13 protein-coding genes are annotated in these 17,100 nt (G+C 60.5%); 3 read left to right on the forward strand and 10 right to left on the reverse strand.

Translation table 11 applies throughout. The annotated features are described in order from the left end of the window. Window positions 1-102: 102 nt before the first annotated feature. Both LAP85_09300 and LAP85_09305 read right to left on the reverse strand, forming a co-directional pair. On the reverse strand, window positions 103-1,086 hold the full coding sequence (locus tag LAP85_09300) for a DUF362 domain-containing protein (protein ID MBZ5496586.1): 984 nt from the start codon (window positions 1,084-1,086) through the stop codon (window positions 103-105). Between the two features lie 99 nt (window positions 1,087-1,185). Beyond that, entirely contained in the window at window positions 1,186-1,344 is a 159-nt protein-coding gene (locus tag LAP85_09305; protein MBZ5496587.1) for a hypothetical protein, read from the reverse strand. Here LAP85_09305 and LAP85_09310 point away from each other — a divergent pair. Next, window positions 1,343-1,660, forward strand: coding sequence for a BlaI/MecI/CopY family transcriptional regulator (locus LAP85_09310; GenBank protein ID MBZ5496588.1), 318 nt, complete (start codon window positions 1,343-1,345; stop codon window positions 1,658-1,660). The two genes, LAP85_09305 and LAP85_09310, sit on opposite strands and share 2 nt — an antisense overlap. Before the next feature lie 114 nt (window positions 1,661-1,774). Further along, window positions 1,775-2,521 carry a hypothetical protein gene (locus LAP85_09315; protein ID MBZ5496589.1) on the forward strand — a complete coding sequence of 249 codons (747 nt, stop codon included), beginning with the start codon at window positions 1,775-1,777 and terminating at the stop codon, window positions 2,519-2,521. 168 nt (window positions 2,522-2,689) lie between these two features. On the opposite strand, the gene LAP85_09320 is transcribed toward LAP85_09315, so the two are convergent. From LAP85_09320 to LAP85_09345, 6 genes are all read right to left on the reverse strand, one after another. Next, entirely contained in the window at window positions 2,690-4,504 is a 1,815-nt protein-coding gene (locus LAP85_09320; protein MBZ5496590.1) for an FAD-dependent oxidoreductase, read from the reverse strand. A 29-nt stretch (window positions 4,505-4,533) separates the two neighbouring features. Beyond that, entirely contained in the window at window positions 4,534-7,227 is a 2,694-nt protein-coding gene (locus LAP85_09325; GenBank protein ID MBZ5496591.1) for an ABC transporter permease, read from the reverse strand. Then, window positions 7,220-9,955, reverse strand: a complete 2,736-nt coding sequence (locus tag LAP85_09330; GenBank protein ID MBZ5496592.1) for an ABC transporter permease — start codon at window positions 9,953-9,955, stop codon at window positions 7,220-7,222. The genes LAP85_09325 and LAP85_09330 overlap by 8 nt, the downstream gene beginning before the upstream one ends. A gap of 15 nt (window positions 9,956-9,970) precedes the next feature. Next, window positions 9,971-10,321: a PadR family transcriptional regulator gene (locus LAP85_09335; GenBank protein MBZ5496593.1), complete on the reverse strand. Its 351-nt coding sequence runs from the start codon at window positions 10,319-10,321 to the stop codon at window positions 9,971-9,973. A gap of 127 nt (window positions 10,322-10,448) precedes the next feature. Further along, entirely contained in the window at window positions 10,449-10,637 is a 189-nt protein-coding gene (locus LAP85_09340; GenBank protein ID MBZ5496594.1) for a hypothetical protein, read from the reverse strand. A 265-nt stretch (window positions 10,638-10,902) separates the two neighbouring features. Then, window positions 10,903-11,547, reverse strand: coding sequence for a hypothetical protein (locus tag LAP85_09345; GenBank protein MBZ5496595.1), 645 nt, complete (start codon window positions 11,545-11,547; stop codon window positions 10,903-10,905). Window positions 11,548-12,026: 479 nt separating this feature from the next. Between LAP85_09345 and LAP85_09350 the strand changes: the two genes are divergently transcribed. After that, window positions 12,027-13,835 (forward strand): SLC13 family permease, encoded by a 1,809-nt coding sequence (locus LAP85_09350; GenBank protein MBZ5496596.1) that lies wholly within the window; start codon window positions 12,027-12,029, stop codon window positions 13,833-13,835. Here the strand turns inward: LAP85_09350 and LAP85_09355 are convergent. After that, complete coding sequence (locus LAP85_09355) at window positions 13,832-14,887, reverse strand: GAF domain-containing protein (GenBank protein MBZ5496597.1); 1,056 nt, start codon at window positions 14,885-14,887, stop codon at window positions 13,832-13,834. The genes LAP85_09350 and LAP85_09355 overlap by 4 nt on opposite strands. Before the next feature lie 316 nt (window positions 14,888-15,203). After that, window positions 15,204-17,027, reverse strand: a complete 1,824-nt coding sequence (locus tag LAP85_09360; GenBank protein MBZ5496598.1) for a CocE/NonD family hydrolase — start codon at window positions 17,025-17,027, stop codon at window positions 15,204-15,206. Between the last annotated feature and the right edge of the window lie 73 nt (window positions 17,028-17,100).

The following is a 17,100-nucleotide window of genomic DNA, read 5'->3' on the forward strand; positions in this document are numbered from 1 at the left end:
GTTCGATATTGGTCGGCGTGCAAAAGCTCCTGCCTGCGTTTATCCGCGTCCAATCTTGTCGCCTTTCACGGGTGTGCGGTTCGGCTTCGTGAATAATTCAGGCTAACCCTGGGTCAGGATCCCTTTGAGAGTGTCGGCGTAGGCGCGACTGTCCGCGTCTCCGGTGACGATCTCGATCTGATCGGGCTTCGCGACGCCCAAGCCCAGCTCGACCGCGCGTTGAATCTGCTCCTGCTCGAAAATCTTCGTCGACATGATCGCGTCATTCGAACCCAGCTGCTTGAGGACCGCCAGGCCGACAGCATCGACAGCGATGCGGTCCGTTCCTGCGATCATAACTCCGGCCCTGACCAGCGTGCCTTGGGATGGGCCGCCGTCGACGAATGCGTCGATCCCATCCAGGACGATGAGCTGCGGCGTGAAGGCCTGGTGGATCTCGGCGATCATGCGCCGCATGTGGGTCTGGCGGGCTCGATGGAGTTCGCCCATCAGGCTCTTGTTGGTGGTACCCACGGCGAGCTTTATCGACAGGCTGTGAATGCCACCGGCGCCGTGGGTTTTCAGGCAGCAGGTCCAGAGGAGGTATTCGGCCTCCGTAATCGGCCGGGCGACGTCGAAACCGTTCTGCCAATGATTGCCCGGCGGATTGAGATGAACCCAACCGTCCGGTGGGAGGTCTTCGAAATTGATCACATCAAAGCCGAGTTCCTCTGCCAGCGCCGGAATCCCCTTGGCTTCGATCACCGACTTGGTCGCCGGAGGGCCACTCCGCTCGCCGATGGTGATCTTCGCGGCGCCGCGCGCTTTCATTTCCATGACGAGCTGGCGCAACGTGTCGTTATGCGTCGAGCCGGGTGCGGGATGGGCTGTGTTGAAATTGGGCTTGATCAGAACCTTCTTCCCTTTGGGTGAAGGAAATGAGAGCAATTTCATGGCAGCCGGAACACCCTTGGTCCTATCCTGGGTCTTCACCAGGGCGACCTTGGCGGTCGCCTGGGCTTGTGCCGGGTGCAGGGTTTCCCGACCTATCAATGAAAACGCCGCGGCTCCGGCGGCGGATTGTTTCAGGAATTCGCGACGTTTCATGGCTGCTCTCCTTTGAGGGTTGCGGCGCCATTCTAACACGGGACTTCAATAAAACGTCAACGCAGTGTCCGCGGAGGCTGCAAAGATCGGATCCTGTTTTTATTGATCTCTGGACTCATGGATGAGGTCAGCGGCTGTGGGCTCATCCCATGAACGGGAGAGTCTGTCGTTGATCTGCTGCTCCAGGTGAAAACGCAGTTCCTTATCAAGCTGCCGCTCGGCTACCCGTCTGCGAACGAAGAAGGAAAGCCACCGCATGGCAAGGCTCCTATTCAACAGTCTGAAGAATCAGAGCAATTGCGTCCGAGAGACGCTCCCAGTTCAAGGTCCCTTGATGGAAGAGAAGGGCTATCTCAAACATGAGCAGGATGGGCCGCGCTACGTGTACCTGCCGAAACAGACGCGCGCGCGGGCGGGGCGGTCGGCGCTCAAACGGCTGCTGAAAACATTCTTCGACGGCTCGGCCGAGCGGGCGGTTGCCGCATTGCTCGAGGTGTCGCGATCGGAACTGGGCCAGGATGAACTCGATCGCCTCTCGCGCCTCATCGCGCAGGCCAGGAAGGAAGGACGATGATGACTTCGCTGCTTGATTGGTTCGCAAACGGGCAGGCGGCTGGCGCCTGGCTGGAGATGCTCTGCGACGTTTCGCTCAAGGCTGCGATAATCCTGCTCGCAGCTTGAGAGCCGCGTGCGCGCCATTCTGCATCCGAACCTCAACCGGCAGAGATTGAGCCGCGCGGCCATCGTGGTGGCGATCTTGATCGTGGCCGGCGCGGTTGCGCCGTTGTCCGCGTTGAGCGGCAAAATCCCTGCGGCAGTACGCACGCCGCAAACCGCGGAAGCCTTAACGGAAGTAGCCGAGATGGCTAAGGCCTCCGAAGCTGAAAATCTCCGGCAAGAGGCAGGATGGACGTTAAAGAGGCCGGCGCCGCTGGTCACATCGCAGGACGGCGCGCGGCCGAAGCGCGAAGCGGCACCGCAGGATGCCAGCGAAATGCAGGCGCGCCTCGGACAGTTGCGGGTGGCATTGAGGGCGCACTCGGCCGCCATAGCTCGGTACAGTACCGGATTGATTCGGGGAGCGCAACTCGCCGAGATCAGCAGGGTGTTGGCCGAACAGATCGCCGCGATCCAGAAAGTGACCGATACGCGGATTCCGAAGGCTTATGCTGAATTGACGTCGCAGAAGGCGGAGTTGGAAGAGAAGCTGAAGCCGCTGAACGAGTCGGATTCCAACTCCTGGGCAATGATGCGGCAGAGGGTGGAGATTGAACGGCTGATTGGCGCCTACGGTCAACTGCTTTGGCGCAAAGCCACGCTGGAGATGGAAATCAATAGCCTCTTGAGACGTTACCAAAGCAATCACCCGGATGTCGGGCGCAAGCAGGCGGAATTGGAATCGGTCATCCGTGAGCTTGAAACGATTCTGAAGTAAGCGTGCGACCAGTCACCGCGATTGCGTCGACAGGCAGTTATATCCGCAATGCTCAGTCTCCATTCGCAAATCGGGTTTCAGCTCGGCTCCGATCCCACGAATCGCATCTTGTTCGCACCACGGGTATCCCCGGAGCCGCACCTGGACGACGTGGCGTGGGTAGTGCGCTCAGACGGGGTGGCGGTCGTTCTGTTCTCGTGCGGCAGAAGGTGATTCCGCGGCGGCATGCTTGCCCGCGATGAGACCCTGGACGGCGCATCTGGCCAGACCGTGCTGGCTGAATCCGCCGGCTGACTCGCCCCCGCAGTAAAGGCCCGGTATGACTGCGCCGTTAAGATCCTGTACCTGACACCGTGCGTTGATGCGCAGGCCGGCGCGCGTATCGTGGACCACAGGCGTGGCCCAGGCTGCATAAAACGGGGCCTCCTGGATCTTGTACCTGGGGGCGGGCTTGCCGAAGTCGGCATCCTTCGCGGCATCCACAAAGGAGTTGTACCTGTTCACCGTGTCCTGCAGGGCAGTGCCGGGCATGGGTTTTTTCTGATATCTGTTGACGATCCTGGCCGCCAGCTCCGCTACGGTGCCGGCACTGAAAAAGTACCCCGCATTGATATCCACATTGGGAGGCGTCGGATCCCATTTCTCGCGTTTCACTGCATCTGCGTCGAAAATGGCCCAGATCGGCCCGCCCCCGTTTACGGCATCCCCTGTTCCCGCCAGGGCCGCGTTGAGGTAATTGGGCGGGTTGTATTTGATGTTGACCGCATTGAGGTAACTTCCGGGGATATACGGATCCATGGACCTGTAATTGTTCGCTGTGAACTGGCCTGCCGCTTCGTCATAGAATCTCTTGCCCGCCTGGTTTACGCAGATCACGTCCTGCCAATCCGCCACCCTGAGGCCTGAAGCGCGTGCGAGCTTGAATATGGGGCTCCCGGGCCGCCACTGCAGATTGCGATACCCATACTGACACCCGATCTGTCCCGGCTTGGTGAGAACCGAGCCAAATTCTCCAGTCTGGTTGTAGGCACCCCAGAGCGAGGCCCCGATGGCCATGGCGGCAATCTCTCCGCTGGCGTCCTGGAAGGAGAAGGGTTCACCCGCCACGCCATTGTATTCCTCCGTCAGGCGCGGATCGAAGATTCTGCGGAAGTTCACATTGCCGGTGGAGCCTCCGGTGGCGAGGATGACAGCCCTTTTCGCACGGATGTTCATCCTGGCGCTTTTGGTCTCTACCGCGATTCCAAGAATCCTTCCCGAGCCGGAGGTCTCCCGGAAAATGCCCGTCATTCTGTGCTGAAGGAGGATCTGTACGCCCGCCTTTTTCGCTGCGGCTTCCAGCGGCCGGATGAGACCAACGCCTGAGGAGGTAACGGCTTGAACCATGGGATCGACCGGTTTGCCCGTCTGAACCTGTTCCCAGGCCATCGCGGCGGCATGCATCTCTCTGGGTGCGGAGTTCCCGACCGAGGTGCCGCCTTGCGTGTCCGGGGCCCGGTCAACAAATATGACCCCATGGGCGACCAGCCAATCGTAGGCGGGAGCGCTCATGTCGGCGAAAGCACGGACAATCTCCTTGTCGTTGTACCTGTAGTCAGGGAACCCATTGGCCTGCACGATGGACCAGTCGGTCAGGTCCGAAAAGAGAAGGTCCGGCGAATCCGTTATGCCGGCCTTCTTCTGGGCACTCGTCCCGCCGCCCAACGCTATGTTCCCTCCGCTGATGACGGCGTGGCCGCCGACATCGTAGTTTGCTTCGACCAGGATCACGGACGCTCCCCCTTCGATGGCTTGAATCGCGGCAGGGAGCCCCATGCATCCCGCCCCTACGACGACGACATCGGCTTCCTTGTCCCACTTGGCTGGTACCCTCTGCGCAAATCCGGAAGTCTGGGAAATCAAAGTACCGGCAGCAACCGCCGCACCGGAACGCGCCGTATCCTTAAAAAACTCTCGACGGGTCAAGCCTTTCTTTTTTGACATTCTCTATCCTCCGCATCTCTGTAAAGGTTCTACTCACAACGGAGGGCCGCGATAGGATCCACCCTGGTCGCGCGCCACGCCGGGACACAAGAGGCCACAAGCGCCACCGTGCCCAAGCCCAGCGTGGCGAGTGCGAATGCGACGGCGTCCCGTGGCGTCACGCCAAAGAGCATGGTGGTGATAACCCGGGTCAGCGCCAGAGCTCCGGCGAGCCCGAGCGCCATGCCGGCTGCCGTGAGCACCAGCCCCTGGCGCCCCACCAGCCGGAACACATCTCCGCGTTGTGCCCCCAGCGCCATGCGGATGCCGATCTCCTGTGTCCGCTGGGTAACGGCGTAGGCCATCACGCCGTAGATTCCCACCGCCGCCAGTGCCAGCGAGACCGCCCCGAAGAAACTCAGCAATAACATGAGGAACCACCGCGGTGCGACCGAATCCTGCATCAGCTGTTCCATGGTGCGCACGTCCTCGACCGGCTGGTCTTTGTCCAAGGCATGTACCTGGGCCCGCAAAGTAGCCGCCGCGCTCTGCGCATCGTCGCGGGTGCGCACCGCCACGAACATCGTTATGGCGCCGGGCCTCTGATAGTACGGCACATATACTTCCAACCCGATCTTCTGGTCGAGGCCCTGGTGCAGCGCTGCGCCGACCACGCCCACAACCAGACGCGCGGGACGCCCTCCGGCGTTGCTGAAGTTCATGCGCTTGCCGATGGGATTTTCATTCGGCCAGCAGCGCCGCGCCATCATCTCGTTGATGATCACGACGCCGGGTGCGCCGCCGAGACCCTGCTCGCTCATCCATGCACCGTCGGGAGCCCTGTCATGCTCGTCGAAAAGGCGGCCCTTGAGCAACGGAATCCCCATGGTGCGGAAGTAGTCCGGCGTCACCAGACGATAGCTCGTCATAGCTCTGGCTTTTTCGGTTGAAAAACCGAGGTTCTGGGCCGCCTTGCCGAAAGGAATGGTGTCGGCAGCCGCCGCGCCCAGAACACCGGGGAGCGCCTCAACCCGCTGCAGCAGTTCCTGGAAGAAAGCCGCCTGCCTTCCGGGATCCCCGTATTTATGTCGCGGCTGCGAGATGCGCATCGTCAGCAGCCTCTCCGGAGCGAAGCCGGGCTGAACCGCCCACAAGCGCGCAAAGGTGTGGATCATCAAACCGGCGCCGACGAGCAGGATAAATGCCAGTGCGACTTCTCCTGCGACCAGCACGCCCCGCAGCGTCTGTCGTCCCGTGCCCGCGCTGCGCGGGCCGGCGCCCTCCTTCAGCTGAGCGTTCAGGTCAATCCTGGATGCCGGCAAGGCCGGAATCAAACCGAACAGGATTGCGGATAGAAATGAAAGCAAGCCGGTAAAAGTAAGAACGCGCCAGTCAATGCCCACCTCCTCTCGGCGCGGAATGTCGACAGGCACCATGGAACGGAAAAGATCGATCCCCCAGTAGGCGATCAACAAGCCGGCGATTGCTCCCAGAATCCAGAGCAGCGTGCTTTCAGCGAGCAGTTGACGAACGATGCGAAGTCTGCCCGCCCCCAATGCCACCCGCAACGCGAGTTCTCTGCGACGAGTTGCGAACCGCATCAGCATCAGGTTGGCAACGTTGGCGCACGCGATCAGCAGCACAAACGAAACGGCGCCGAGCAACACCAGGACCGGCCGCGCTCTGTCGCCCACGACGAAGTCCCGGAGCGGAAGCAGGAACAAGCGCCGGCTTTGATTTGCGTCCGGGTATTGTTTCAGCATTCGCCCCACGAATGCGTTCACTTCCTCTTGGGCACCTCCTCTCGTGGCGCCGGGAGCCAGCCTGGCGACTGCCTGGAAGTTCCACATGCCCATTCCGAACTCTCCCGGTATCGTCCCCAGCGCCAAAGGCACCCAGATATCAGCCTCCGGCGTGCGCGGGCCCGGCGGCATGACGCCGACCACGGTGTAACTCTCGCCGTTCAGTATCAATGCCTTTCCGATCATGCTCGGGTCGCCGCCGAAGGCATCCTGCCAAAGACTGTGGCCCATAAGGATCACTCTGCTGCCGCCCACTCTGTCCTCTTCTTCCAGAAACCCGCGGCCCAGGATCGGTTGCACCCCCAGCATCGGAAACAGGTTTGCCGATACGCGGACGCCCGCAACCTCGCGAGGGTTGTCCCCTCCGGCAAGTACGTATTTGCGCTGGAAGCCTTCCCAGGCAGCCGTTTCTGCAAATGACCGGATCTCGTTTTTCAGAGCTAGAAACGCCGGCCCGGGTATGTGGTTGTGCGACCATTGCTCTGTGAGGCGGCCCGCGCGGCCGGCCATCCTGAGCAGCCAGCTTGACTCTTCCGCCAGCACCGTAACAATCCGGTCCGGCTCCCGGTAGGGAAGCGGCCGCAGATAAATGGCGTTGACCAGGCTGAAGATCGCCGCATTCGCGCCAATGCCGAGCGTGAGCGCGACTACTGCGACGGTTGTGACGCCGGGATTCTTCCGCATCATCCGGAACGCATAAATGAGGTCCTGTCCCAGCCGCTCGCGCCAGCCCCACCCCCAGATCTCTCTGCTCGTTTCTTTGAGCAGCGTGGGATTGCCGAACTGCCGCCGGGCTGCACAGCCGGCATCATCGGCAGGCATCCCATTTTCCTGGTTCTCTTCGGCCTGCATCTCGAGATGAAACTGCATCTCTTCCTCGATCTCGCGATCGAAGCGGTCGCGGCGGAACAGAACCAGCAGACGTCGCCAGAGCTCACTCATTGCGGAGAGCCTCCATGGGATCGATTCGGGTGGCGCGACGCGCGGGAATATAGCAGGCCAGCAGCGCCGTGGCGGTGAGCACGAGGGTGATGGTTGCGAATGTCCAAGGATCCGTCGGACTGACACCATAGAGCAGGCTTGCGATAAATCGAACTGCCGCCGCAGCCGCAGCCAGCCCGATCGCCGAGCCGATCAGCATCAGCGCCAGGCCTTGTCCGAGCACCATCCGCAGCACTTCGCCGGCGCGTGCCCCCAAAGCGATGCGGATTCCAATCTCCCGTTTCCGCTGCGCCACCGAGAATGACATGATGCCGTAGATTCCGATGGCCGCCAATATCAGCGCAAGCAAGCCTAGCCCGCTCAGCAGCCCCGCGGTCATGCGCTCCTGCCCGAGCCCGGCGTCGCGGTACGACTTAAGCGTCACCATCTGCGAAACCGGCAAGTTCTTTTCCAGCGCCTGCACCTGGCCCCGCACGGCAGCTGCAAGCCCCGTCGGGTTGCCCGCGGTCCGCAGCTCCAGGTTCATCATGCCCCAATAGTTCTGTGCCAGTGGCATGTAGAAACAGGGTTTGATCGCCGCACGGTAGTTGCGAAACTTCCCGTCCCTGACCACGCCCATTATTTCCACCGTGCGGCGTGGCTGCTCCACCTCAAAGCGCTTGCCGACGGGATCCTGGCCCGGCCAGAACTGTTGCGCCCATTGCTCGTTGACAATTGCTGCCGCGGCCGCGCCGGCGCGGTCGTAGCTTGTGAAGGCGCGGCCGCGCACCAGCGGCAGGCCGACCGTTTCAAAGTACTTGGGAGAGACGATGTTGAAGTCAACCTGCAGCGTCCGCTTCTCTGCGGGATCATTCGCGGTGCTGATGGACACATCTGTGCCGCCGCGACGTCCGCCCATCGGCACGACCATCACCAGCGCCGCGCTGCGCACGCCGGGCAGAGCTTCCATTCGTTCCAGCAATTGCGTGTAGAACGCCTGTCCGCGCGCTTCGTCATATTTGAGTGCCGCGACATTGAGGTTCGTCATCAGAACGTTGCCCGGATCCGCGGTGATATCGGCGGCGCGGGCGTTGGCGAGCGTTCGCAGGAAGAGCCCGGCGCCGACCAGGAGAACCACCGACAGCGCCGCCTGCACAACCATGAACACGTTGCGCGCATTCCATCGCCGCAGGCGCGCGCCACATCCAGGATCGACTTTCAGGGCCGCCGTCATACTGGTTCTCATCGCCTCCCGTGCCGGAACCAGTCCAAAGAGCACGCCGGTGAGCATCGACACCAGGAGCGCGAAGCCCAGTACACGCGGCTCCACACCCGTCTCCAGCAGCAACGGAAACCGGAATGGGAGGGGAAAGCCGGCGAGGAAATCCGAAGTGAGAACCGCCACCAGAAGCCCGGCGCTGCCGCCCAGCAGGGAAAGTACCAGACCCTCAGTCGCCAGCTGCCGCATGAGACGTGCGCGGCCTGCGCCGATCGCGAGCCGGACTGCCATCTCCCGTTGCCGGCCGGAGGCGCGCGCCAGCAGAAGGTTCGCAACATTGAAACAGGCAATCAGCAACACGATCCCCACCGCCGCCGCCAACATTCCGAGAGATGCCGCGATGGTGTTCCGAGACTGCGGCTGCAGCCGCATCTCGCCGGCCGGGATCAGGGTCGCGGTCCAGAGAAGCGGATTATGTTTGCCCATGACTTTGACCAATTCCGGCTTTCCCCAGACCTCTTGCCATGGGCCCTGTTTCAGCTCGAAACTCAACCTTGCAAAGGCAGCATCGGCTTGTTTCAAGCCCATCTCGGCCTTGAGCCGCCCAACCGCTTCGAGCCAGTGAGTGCCCCACTGATTCCGAAGGTCTATGTCCGCGGCGAACGTCGCGATTGTTGGATACATCATGGTTGGGACCCAGAAATCCGGTGGAGCGCTGCGGTCCAGCCGCAGACCCGCGAAGCCGCGTGGCGCGACACCAACCACGGAAAAGCCGCGGTGGTTCATTATGATTTGTCGACCGATCGCCTCCGGGTCCCCTCCGAACCGGCTCCGCCACAAGCCGTAACTCAGAATGACCGATGGCCGCGCATTCGGAATCTGGTCCTCTTCCGGCACAAACGACCGTCCAAGCGCGGCCTGCACCCCCAAAATGGAGAAGTAATTCGCGCTGACGATCTCACCCGCCAGGTTCTCTGTCCGATCCCCAAACTGCACGTCGGCATCGACATCGCCGTAGGCTGCGAGGCCTGAAAGCACCTCGCTGTGATCCCGATAGTAAAGGTAATCGGGAAAGGACAAGCCTTGATAGGTCTCGGTGCCGGTGTCGGAGTGATAGCCAAGTGAAACCAGCCGGGCCGATTCCGGGAAGGGCAGCGGACGCAAGAGGAGCCGGTCTACAAAGCTGAAGATCGAGGTGTTGACTCCGATCCCCAGCGAGAGGGTCAGCACCGCAACCATCGCGAATCCGGGATTGCGCCGCAACATGCGAGCGGCATAACGCACGTCTTGTAAAAACCGTTCAACCGAGGCCCATCCCCACATTTCCCAGCCCGCTTCCTTCAGCAAAGCCACATTTCCGAATTCCCGCCTGGCGGCATAGCGCGCCTCGTCGGCATCCATCCCGTTCTGCCGATTCTCCTCGGCCTGCATTTCGAGATGGAACCGCATCTCCTCTTCGAGTTCACGGTCGAGGCGGTCGCGGCGGAACAGAACCGAAAGCCGTCGGCCAAACGCGCCCATCCACTTCATAGCACCCCTTTTGATTCAGGCGGGCTCGATCACGCGCACAATGGCGTGCATGACCCGGGTGAAATCGGAGACCTCAGTGGCCAGTTGTTTCCTCCCCGCCGGCGTGAGGTGGTAGACGCGCGCCCGCCGCTTTGGACCCGCCGTAACCCACTCGGCCGTGACCCACCCTTTCACGAGCATCCGTTGGAGGGCTGGGTAAAGCGATCCCTCTTCGACCTGGAGCACGTCGTCCGACATGCGTTTAATTTGTTGAGCGATGGCGTATCCGTGCTGTGGCTCGCGGGCCAGGGTCTTGAGGACCAGCATGTAAAGCGTGCCGGGCGGAATCTCGGCCCGGGAGTTTTTTGTCTCTCTTTGTATAGACATGCTATGCATAGTAAGGCCGGAATAGTCAAGACGTCAAGCGCGAAGATCAGGCATCGAATCAGGGATCGTGTCTGCAATAATCAAAATGCAGGCGGGGAAATGGGGTTTTTCAGATACGTCCACGGCATTAAGGCAAGAAGCGGCCATACTTGAACCAATGGTAGAGGACGTAGAACCAGCTGAGAAATGCATGGATCAGGGCCCAGGCGATGTTGTGATTGACTTTCCAGCTCAGCAGGGCCGCAAGGACAGCGCCAATGCTGCCAAAAATGCCGCCGCCACAGCAGCCGCAGCCCTTTTTATGCCTATCTCCCATTTTGTTTCCCTTCCGGTATCCGGCCCCTGCGCCCAAATCATCCCCGCGTCATTCAGCGTGACATGGGAATCATACGGCGCCTGGACTTCGATCCTACTATGCCTCGACCGCCGGCCGGCTGCCAGCACAATATCGAGCCGGTTGCTTTCGCAAATCGGTAACAGACCCGGTCGGGCGGCACTCTCGCGCCCCGGATCATGCACGGACCGTTCCCGCTCGGGATTCGACAAAAGCGTGACACGAGTGGTGACCCCACTTTTCTCGTTCAAAAGGGAATGTTGCGCTTTTTCAGAAACTTCTCGGCCCTTTTGCGAACGGGAGCTCTGGTGTTCTGGAGCTGCTTTTTGACGAATCGGATAATGCGATCTTTGTCTTGCACGTGATCGAAAAACTGGTCGAAGGAACCGATCGCGTGCCCGATCGCGACATTGCGACATTCCGGAGTCTTGTATTTGGCCCCTTCGACTTTCAGGATTTCCTCTGAGATTCTCTCGGCAAGGTCGGGCTTCGCCAACGCGATTCTTGCCGAGCCGCCGATGATATTGGCGGCAGTGATCATAACGGGCCCGGGGATGGGTGAAAAGTACTTTTCAAAGATGGACTCAAACTTGTTCTTCGAATCCGCGCGTGCCAGGTTGGCGATGCTCATGATGGCACCCCACTTGAGGATGCTGTTCTCGCAATCAAGCATTGTGGCGAGGAGATCGAATTGGGGATAAAGAAGGGCCGGTTGCCGCTCGCTGATGATCCGAAGGACTTTTTCGCATCTGTATTTTATCGTCGCCTTTTTAGCATTGAGGCCTTCGATCAGTTCCTCAATCAAATCAGGAGATTGGATTACCCGCTCTGCGATCCTGACAGGATTTGAACTTTTTCTCGAAATCCGCTGAAGAAGACTCGATCCAGTCATATTCCCCCCTCTGGCTGCCCCGGTTTACGCACTCCCGCTACTAGCCTGAACCATTCAGGAAGCAGAAGCGCACGCCGACCAAGGCCGAACGGTCGGCGCCGGTCGGCGTTTTTCCGCATCCAAAACTGCATTTTGGTCGCACATTCATGAATAATCCGGGCTGGTGCTTGAGCGACCTTCCACCATTGTCTGGAATCGATGCCGGATTTGGGTTTACTCCAATCGGGGCTATGAAAGCAACGGTTTTGAAGCGCGATTGAGGCGAGGTGGACGTCATTGGAGTGCGGCAGCTCGCTGCTGCCTTCGAGTAGGGCGCCACAACACTCTTAAAAGCAGGGTACGATCATCATTGCACACTCCAGCACTTGTCTGCAGATGCGTGCGGCCTTCTGCGCAAGCGTGCTCCTGGCTTGGGCTAGGCGGGGATATTCGGCGAATTTCCTTGCCAGTCCGAATACAGAATCCTATTCTCCGAATTGATGAGTCTCGAAATCGGTATCGTCCTGGTCATTCTGGCAGTCTCCATCCTCCTCTTCGTCTCCGACAAGTACAGCCCTGATCTGGTAGCGCTGTTCGCCGTGCTGGCGTTGCTGCTAAGCCGGACTCTCGACACCGCCGATGCCCTGGCGGGATTCGGGAATCCCGCGGTCATCACCATAGCGTTTGTATTTCTGGTCACGGCCGGTTTGACCAACACGGGGATTGCCGCCTGGATCGGGCGGCACCTGTTCCGCATTGCGGGGGAAAACGAGGGACGCCTGGTTGCCGTAACCATGGCAGCGTCCGCGCTCCTTTCGCTATTCATGAACAACATTGCTTCCGCATCGGTGCTGCTCCCCGGCCTCACCAGCATAGCGCGCCGGACCCGAATCAGCTCGTCAAAGCTGCTGATCCCGCTTTCCTTCGGCACCCTTCTCGGCGGAATGGCGACTCTGTTCACGACGGTCAATATCCTTGCCAACGACGCACTGCACCGGAAGGGGCTGGCGCCATTCACGCTCTGGGATTTCTTCCGCATCGGCAGCCTGCTGACCATTGCGGGGATTGCCTTCATGGCGTTGCTCGGCCGGAAGCTCCTGCCCGACTATCCCGCCAAGGAGATATCCCCCGTGCGCCGCTTTCCTGAGGATCTGGCCAGGCTTTACCGCATTTCGGAGCAGATGTTCGAAGCGCGCATCCTCGCCGGGTCGCCGCTGGACGGAAAAACCGCTGCGGCAAGCCATTTGGGCCATAATTACGGCCTCAATATCCTCGGCATTCTCCGCGGAGCCCTTATCAAGCTGGCTCCGGGTAAGGACGAAATCCTGCGCGCCGGGGACCGGCTGATCATTGAGGGCGAAGTCGAGGTTCTCCAGCAAACCCAGGAAGGACTCGGCCTGGTACTCGAGCCCAAGGGGGCAGCGCCGGATATGGTGCTGGCCGACCGCGACGTCGGAGTAGCCGAGATCGTGATCTCCCCTCACGCCGACGTCGTCGGCCGGTCATTGCGCGACATTCACTTTCGCGAGAAGTTCGGGCTTGCAGTACTTGCGCTTCTCCGCGAAGGTCAGCCGGTGAAGCGGGGTGTGCCGGACGTGCCCTTGCGGGTCGGCGACGCGTTGCTCGTGCAAGGTCCGCGTGCACGTCTGGAACTGCTTCGCGCCGAGCGGAATTTTATCATCCTGGAGGAACCCGAGTATGTCGGTGGAATTGCCCGGCCCGACAAGGCGCCCTGGGCGCTGCTGGGAATGCTTCTCATGCTCTTGCTTGCTGGTCTGGGCCTGCTGAGCATCGCTGCCGCCGCACTGCTGGGGGCAGTGGTGATGGTCGTGTCGGGCGCCCTGAAGATGGAGGAGGGCTACCAAGCCATCGAATGGAAAGCTGTTGTCATGATCGGGGGAATGCTGTCGATGGGAACGGCTCTGGAGAAGAGCGGGGCCGCCACCCTGATTTCCCATAGCCTCCTGCACGTGCTCGGCCCGTTGGGCCCCGCGGCCGTGATGGCAGGTTTCTTCGTTTTATCCATGTTTCTGGCTCAGGTTCTTTCGGGAGCCGCGACGGTTGTTTTGATGGCTCCCATTGCCCTGAGCACCGCAATGCAGCTGCAGGTAAGCGCCCACCCGCTCCTCATGACGGTGGTCTTAGGGGCCTCCTGCGCTTTTCTTACGCCTGTAAGTCATCCGGCGAATGTGCTCGTTATGGGTCCGGGAGGATACAGATTTGTCGATTATGCTCGCGTCGGTGGGTATCTCACGCTGATCGTTTTCCTGCTCGTGATGGTTCTGGTGCCCCGCTTTTGGCCCTTTTAGGTCTCTTCGACGCGGTGCCAACCCTGCTCCTCGGGTTGGAGGCGGTCAATGCGCCGCTTGAGTTCATCATAGAGCTGAGCGTTTTCCAGGGAGATCGCGCCCAGGCTGGCGATCGACTGAATATACGCGGTCTCGTCTTCACTGAAGCGACGGGGCTGCGCGGAATACACCCGCATGACGCCTATAACCCTGTGGCTTCCCGTAGCGCGGTCGGGCACCATCAGCGGGACTGCGTGCACCGATCGTATCCCTTCCTTCAGTGCCTCCTGCGGATACTGGAGCCGAGACAGTTCAGCCACATCGAAAATCGTTACAGTCTCTCCTCGCAGAACCGCCTGATCCACGCTGCTGCGGGCGACGGCGATCTCTCCCTTGTTGAGGTAAGCCTGGCTCAAACCGGTAGCCGCAACCAGGCTGAGTTTCTGCCCCGTAGCATCAAGCAGCCGGATGATACCCCCCTTATAGTTCAACTCGTCGACGGTCCGGCGGAGGAGGGCGGTCAGCACCTCCTGGAGACCCACCGATGAAGTGATCTGCCGGGAGATGTTGCGCAGGGCCTCCACGCGCTGCGAGCTGATCAAGGCCCTCGCTGTGAGTCTCGCCGCTGCCTCCAGGAAGTTTTTTTCCTCCTCGCTTGCGGCCCGCGGTTCTGCCGAATACACCCGCATGACGCCGATGATTCTGTCCCGCAGTGCCAGCGGAGCGGCCAGGAGGCTGCCGATCCCTTCCGCCACCGCCTCCTGGTGAAATTGGAAGCTGGAATCACTCCTCATGTCCGGGACATCGATCACATGGCCGGCGAGGACTTCGCGATCCAGTTCGCTCTTTTCGATTTCGACCGCGCCTTTGGCCAGATACGTGTCGCTGAGCCCGAATGAACCTGCGGCCACCAGAGTGCGGCGCTCGTCGTCGAACTGACGCACCAGCGCAGCCTTGTAGCCAAGATTCTCCACTAGAGCCCGAAGAATGGAGCGGATCACATCCTGCCACTTCGCCGTAGGATTTATGGCGTCGGCGATCGCGGAGATCGTGTGGCAATGCTGCGCGGTCATCGTTTCAGAGCGAATATCGCCTCCTTAGACTGCGCGTTCGGCTGCCGGGGCACTGTTACATCAGGTCGATCAGAGCACCAGTTCGAACAGATTATAGGTTGCAGGGCCCCACAGGTCAAACCGCAACCGCAGAGAGGCTTGGCGAGAACGGGTGCCTCTCGCCATGTGTGCCGATCGGGATCGACAAGCGGGAAATACTGCACACACGGAAAAAGGTTTTATCTATTTCGTGGCTGCCGATTCGGCTGCGGCCGCCGGCCGCGCTGCGGGCTCCGGGGACTGGGCGGTGACATTCCGGCAGACCACGATCCACTCATCAGTGTTTCACGACCGGCAGCTCGATGCTGGAGGGGTGCTGCGCCGAGCGATAGACACGCTGGGTGGTTTTCTGGAAATCTCTCGGATTGGCCAGGAAAATGTTCGGCACGAACTTCTGGGGATTCCTGTCGATCAGGGGGAACCAGGTGCTCTGCACCTGGACCATGATCCGATGCCCTTTCAGGAACGTGTGATCGTTCGTGTGCAAGCCGATGGTGAACTCCGCCGGCTGGTTTGGTATGAGCGGTTCGGGCTTTTCAAAGCTCCTGCGGAAGCGTCCGCGGAAGACCTCGTTGGCGATCATCAGCTGATATCCCGCCATCCTGGGATCGTTCGGATATGCCTCGGGGTAGACATCGATGAGTTTGACGATCCAGTCGCTGTCGCTGCCGGTAGTCGAGGCGAACAGGTGCGTGACGATGTCTCCCGCCAGGGTCAAGTCCTCCGCCAGCGGTTCCGTCGACCATGCGACTGTGTCCGGGCGCAGATACACGAACCGCTGATCTTCCAGCAGCCAGGTCGACCATGTGCTTCCCGAACCGTATGTTGCCTGTATGGGCCGCTGGCGATACGGCACGGGCTTAGCAGGATCGGAAAGGTAGCTGTCGTACGAGTCGGCTGCACCGCCGCCGGGTGCGTTGAATGACAGCCGGCTGCCGGCGTGGAAATAGAGCTTCTGCATGGCGATGGCTTGCTGCGGCGGCCATGTATCCCAAGTCTTCCATCGGTTCGAACCGGTTTCGAAGGTCATGGCTTCCGTCAACGGCAGGGCGCCTTTGTCCTTCAGCCAATACGCAAACCAAGCTCTCTGGATATTTTCACGGAAATATCTGCCGGTGTCGTTGTCGAACGGAACGGGACCCAGGCGGCTGCCGTCTCCGCGCGCCCAGCCGCCGTGGTTCCAGGGACCCACGACCAGGTAGTTCATGTGATTGCTGTCGTTCTTTTCGAGCAGTTCGTAAATCTTAATAGGCCCGTAGAAATCCTCCTGATCCCACCACCCGGCCACGTTGAGATTCGGAACAGCCAGTTTCAAGTCCCCCAGGTAGCGTGGAAACGCCTGCTTCTGCCAGAACTCGTCGTAGTTCGGATGGGCGACGAAATCGTTCCAGGTTGGAATCTTTTCGTGGAAGTGGAGTTTGTTGGCGTTGGCGAGCGGCCCGAGCCGCAGATACCACTCGAAGGTGTCGGCGATGTCAAACGGGAAAAGATAGTTGGTCCTGTCCGTTTCCAGTTCTGCGGCATATTCGAAGCCATAGCTCAGGCGGAAGGCACCATTGTGGTGGAAATCGTCACCGAGGAACATGTCGGCTGGCGAGGCCTGTTCGGAAGCGGCCTTCAGCGCGGGATGCGGCTCGAGCAGCCCCATCATCGTGAGCCAGCCCCCATAGGAAATGCCGAGCAGGCCTGCCCGGCCGTTGTGGTTGGGGACGTTCTTAAGCAGCCAGGCGATCGTGTCGTAGGTGTCGGTGCCCTCATCGATGGATTTAGAATCACTGCGATCTCGCGGCGGGCGCTGCATGACAAACTTTCCTTCGGATTGAAACCGTCCGCGAATGTCCTGAAAGACGAAAATGAAGCCCTCGGGGATCAGCTCGCGGTAGCTGCCAAGCGTTCGCGAGAATCCTTGGCTGTCATCGTTGATGCCGTAAGGGGTACGCGTGATGAGAAAAGGGAGGGCCTCGGGGGCTTTCTTGGGCACGCAGATCTCAGTGTGCAGGCGAACGCCATCGCGCATCGGGATCATCATTTCCGACCTGGCGAACAACTGGCTGAGATCCGGCGCCGTCTGGCTCCTGCCCGGCTGCAGAACCACCATCATGCCGGCAGCACAGAGCACCGCCAGCGCCCCAATCGTTCTCGTGGCTTTCATTTCGGTTTCCTCCAAATGAAGC

The organism is Terriglobia bacterium, assembly GCA_020072565.1.
Taxonomy (GTDB): domain Bacteria; phylum Acidobacteriota; class UBA6911; order UBA6911; family UBA6911; genus JAFNAG01.

Coding starts and splice junctions, on each gene's coding strand:
- LAP85_09330 (MBZ5496592.1), bottom strand. CDS start 9,955: ATGAAGTGGATGGGCGCGTTTGGCCGACGGCTTTCGGTTCTGTTCCGC.
- LAP85_09335 (MBZ5496593.1), bottom strand. CDS start 10,321: ATGTCTATACAAAGAGAGACAAAAAACTCCCGGGCCGAGATTCCGCCC.
- LAP85_09345 (MBZ5496595.1), bottom strand. CDS start 11,547: ATGACTGGATCGAGTCTTCTTCAGCGGATTTCGAGAAAAAGTTCAAAT.
- LAP85_09305 (MBZ5496587.1), bottom strand. CDS start 1,344: ATGCGGTGGCTTTCCTTCTTCGTTCGCAGACGGGTAGCCGAGCGGCAG.
- LAP85_09300 (MBZ5496586.1), bottom strand. CDS start 1,086: ATGAAACGTCGCGAATTCCTGAAACAATCCGCCGCCGGAGCCGCGGCG.
- LAP85_09325 (MBZ5496591.1), bottom strand. CDS start 7,227: ATGAGTGAGCTCTGGCGACGTCTGCTGGTTCTGTTCCGCCGCGACCGC.
- LAP85_09350 (MBZ5496596.1), top strand. CDS start 12,027: ATGAGTCTCGAAATCGGTATCGTCCTGGTCATTCTGGCAGTCTCCATC.
- LAP85_09320 (MBZ5496590.1), bottom strand. CDS start 4,504: ATGTCAAAAAAGAAAGGCTTGACCCGTCGAGAGTTTTTTAAGGATACG.
- LAP85_09310 (MBZ5496588.1), top strand. CDS start 1,343: ATGGCAAGGCTCCTATTCAACAGTCTGAAGAATCAGAGCAATTGCGTC.
- LAP85_09340 (MBZ5496594.1), bottom strand. CDS start 10,637: ATGGGAGATAGGCATAAAAAGGGCTGCGGCTGCTGTGGCGGCGGCATT.
- LAP85_09360 (MBZ5496598.1), bottom strand. CDS start 17,027: ATGATGGTGGTTCTGCAGCCGGGCAGGAGCCAGACGGCGCCGGATCTC.
- LAP85_09355 (MBZ5496597.1), bottom strand. CDS start 14,887: ATGACCGCGCAGCATTGCCACACGATCTCCGCGATCGCCGACGCCATA.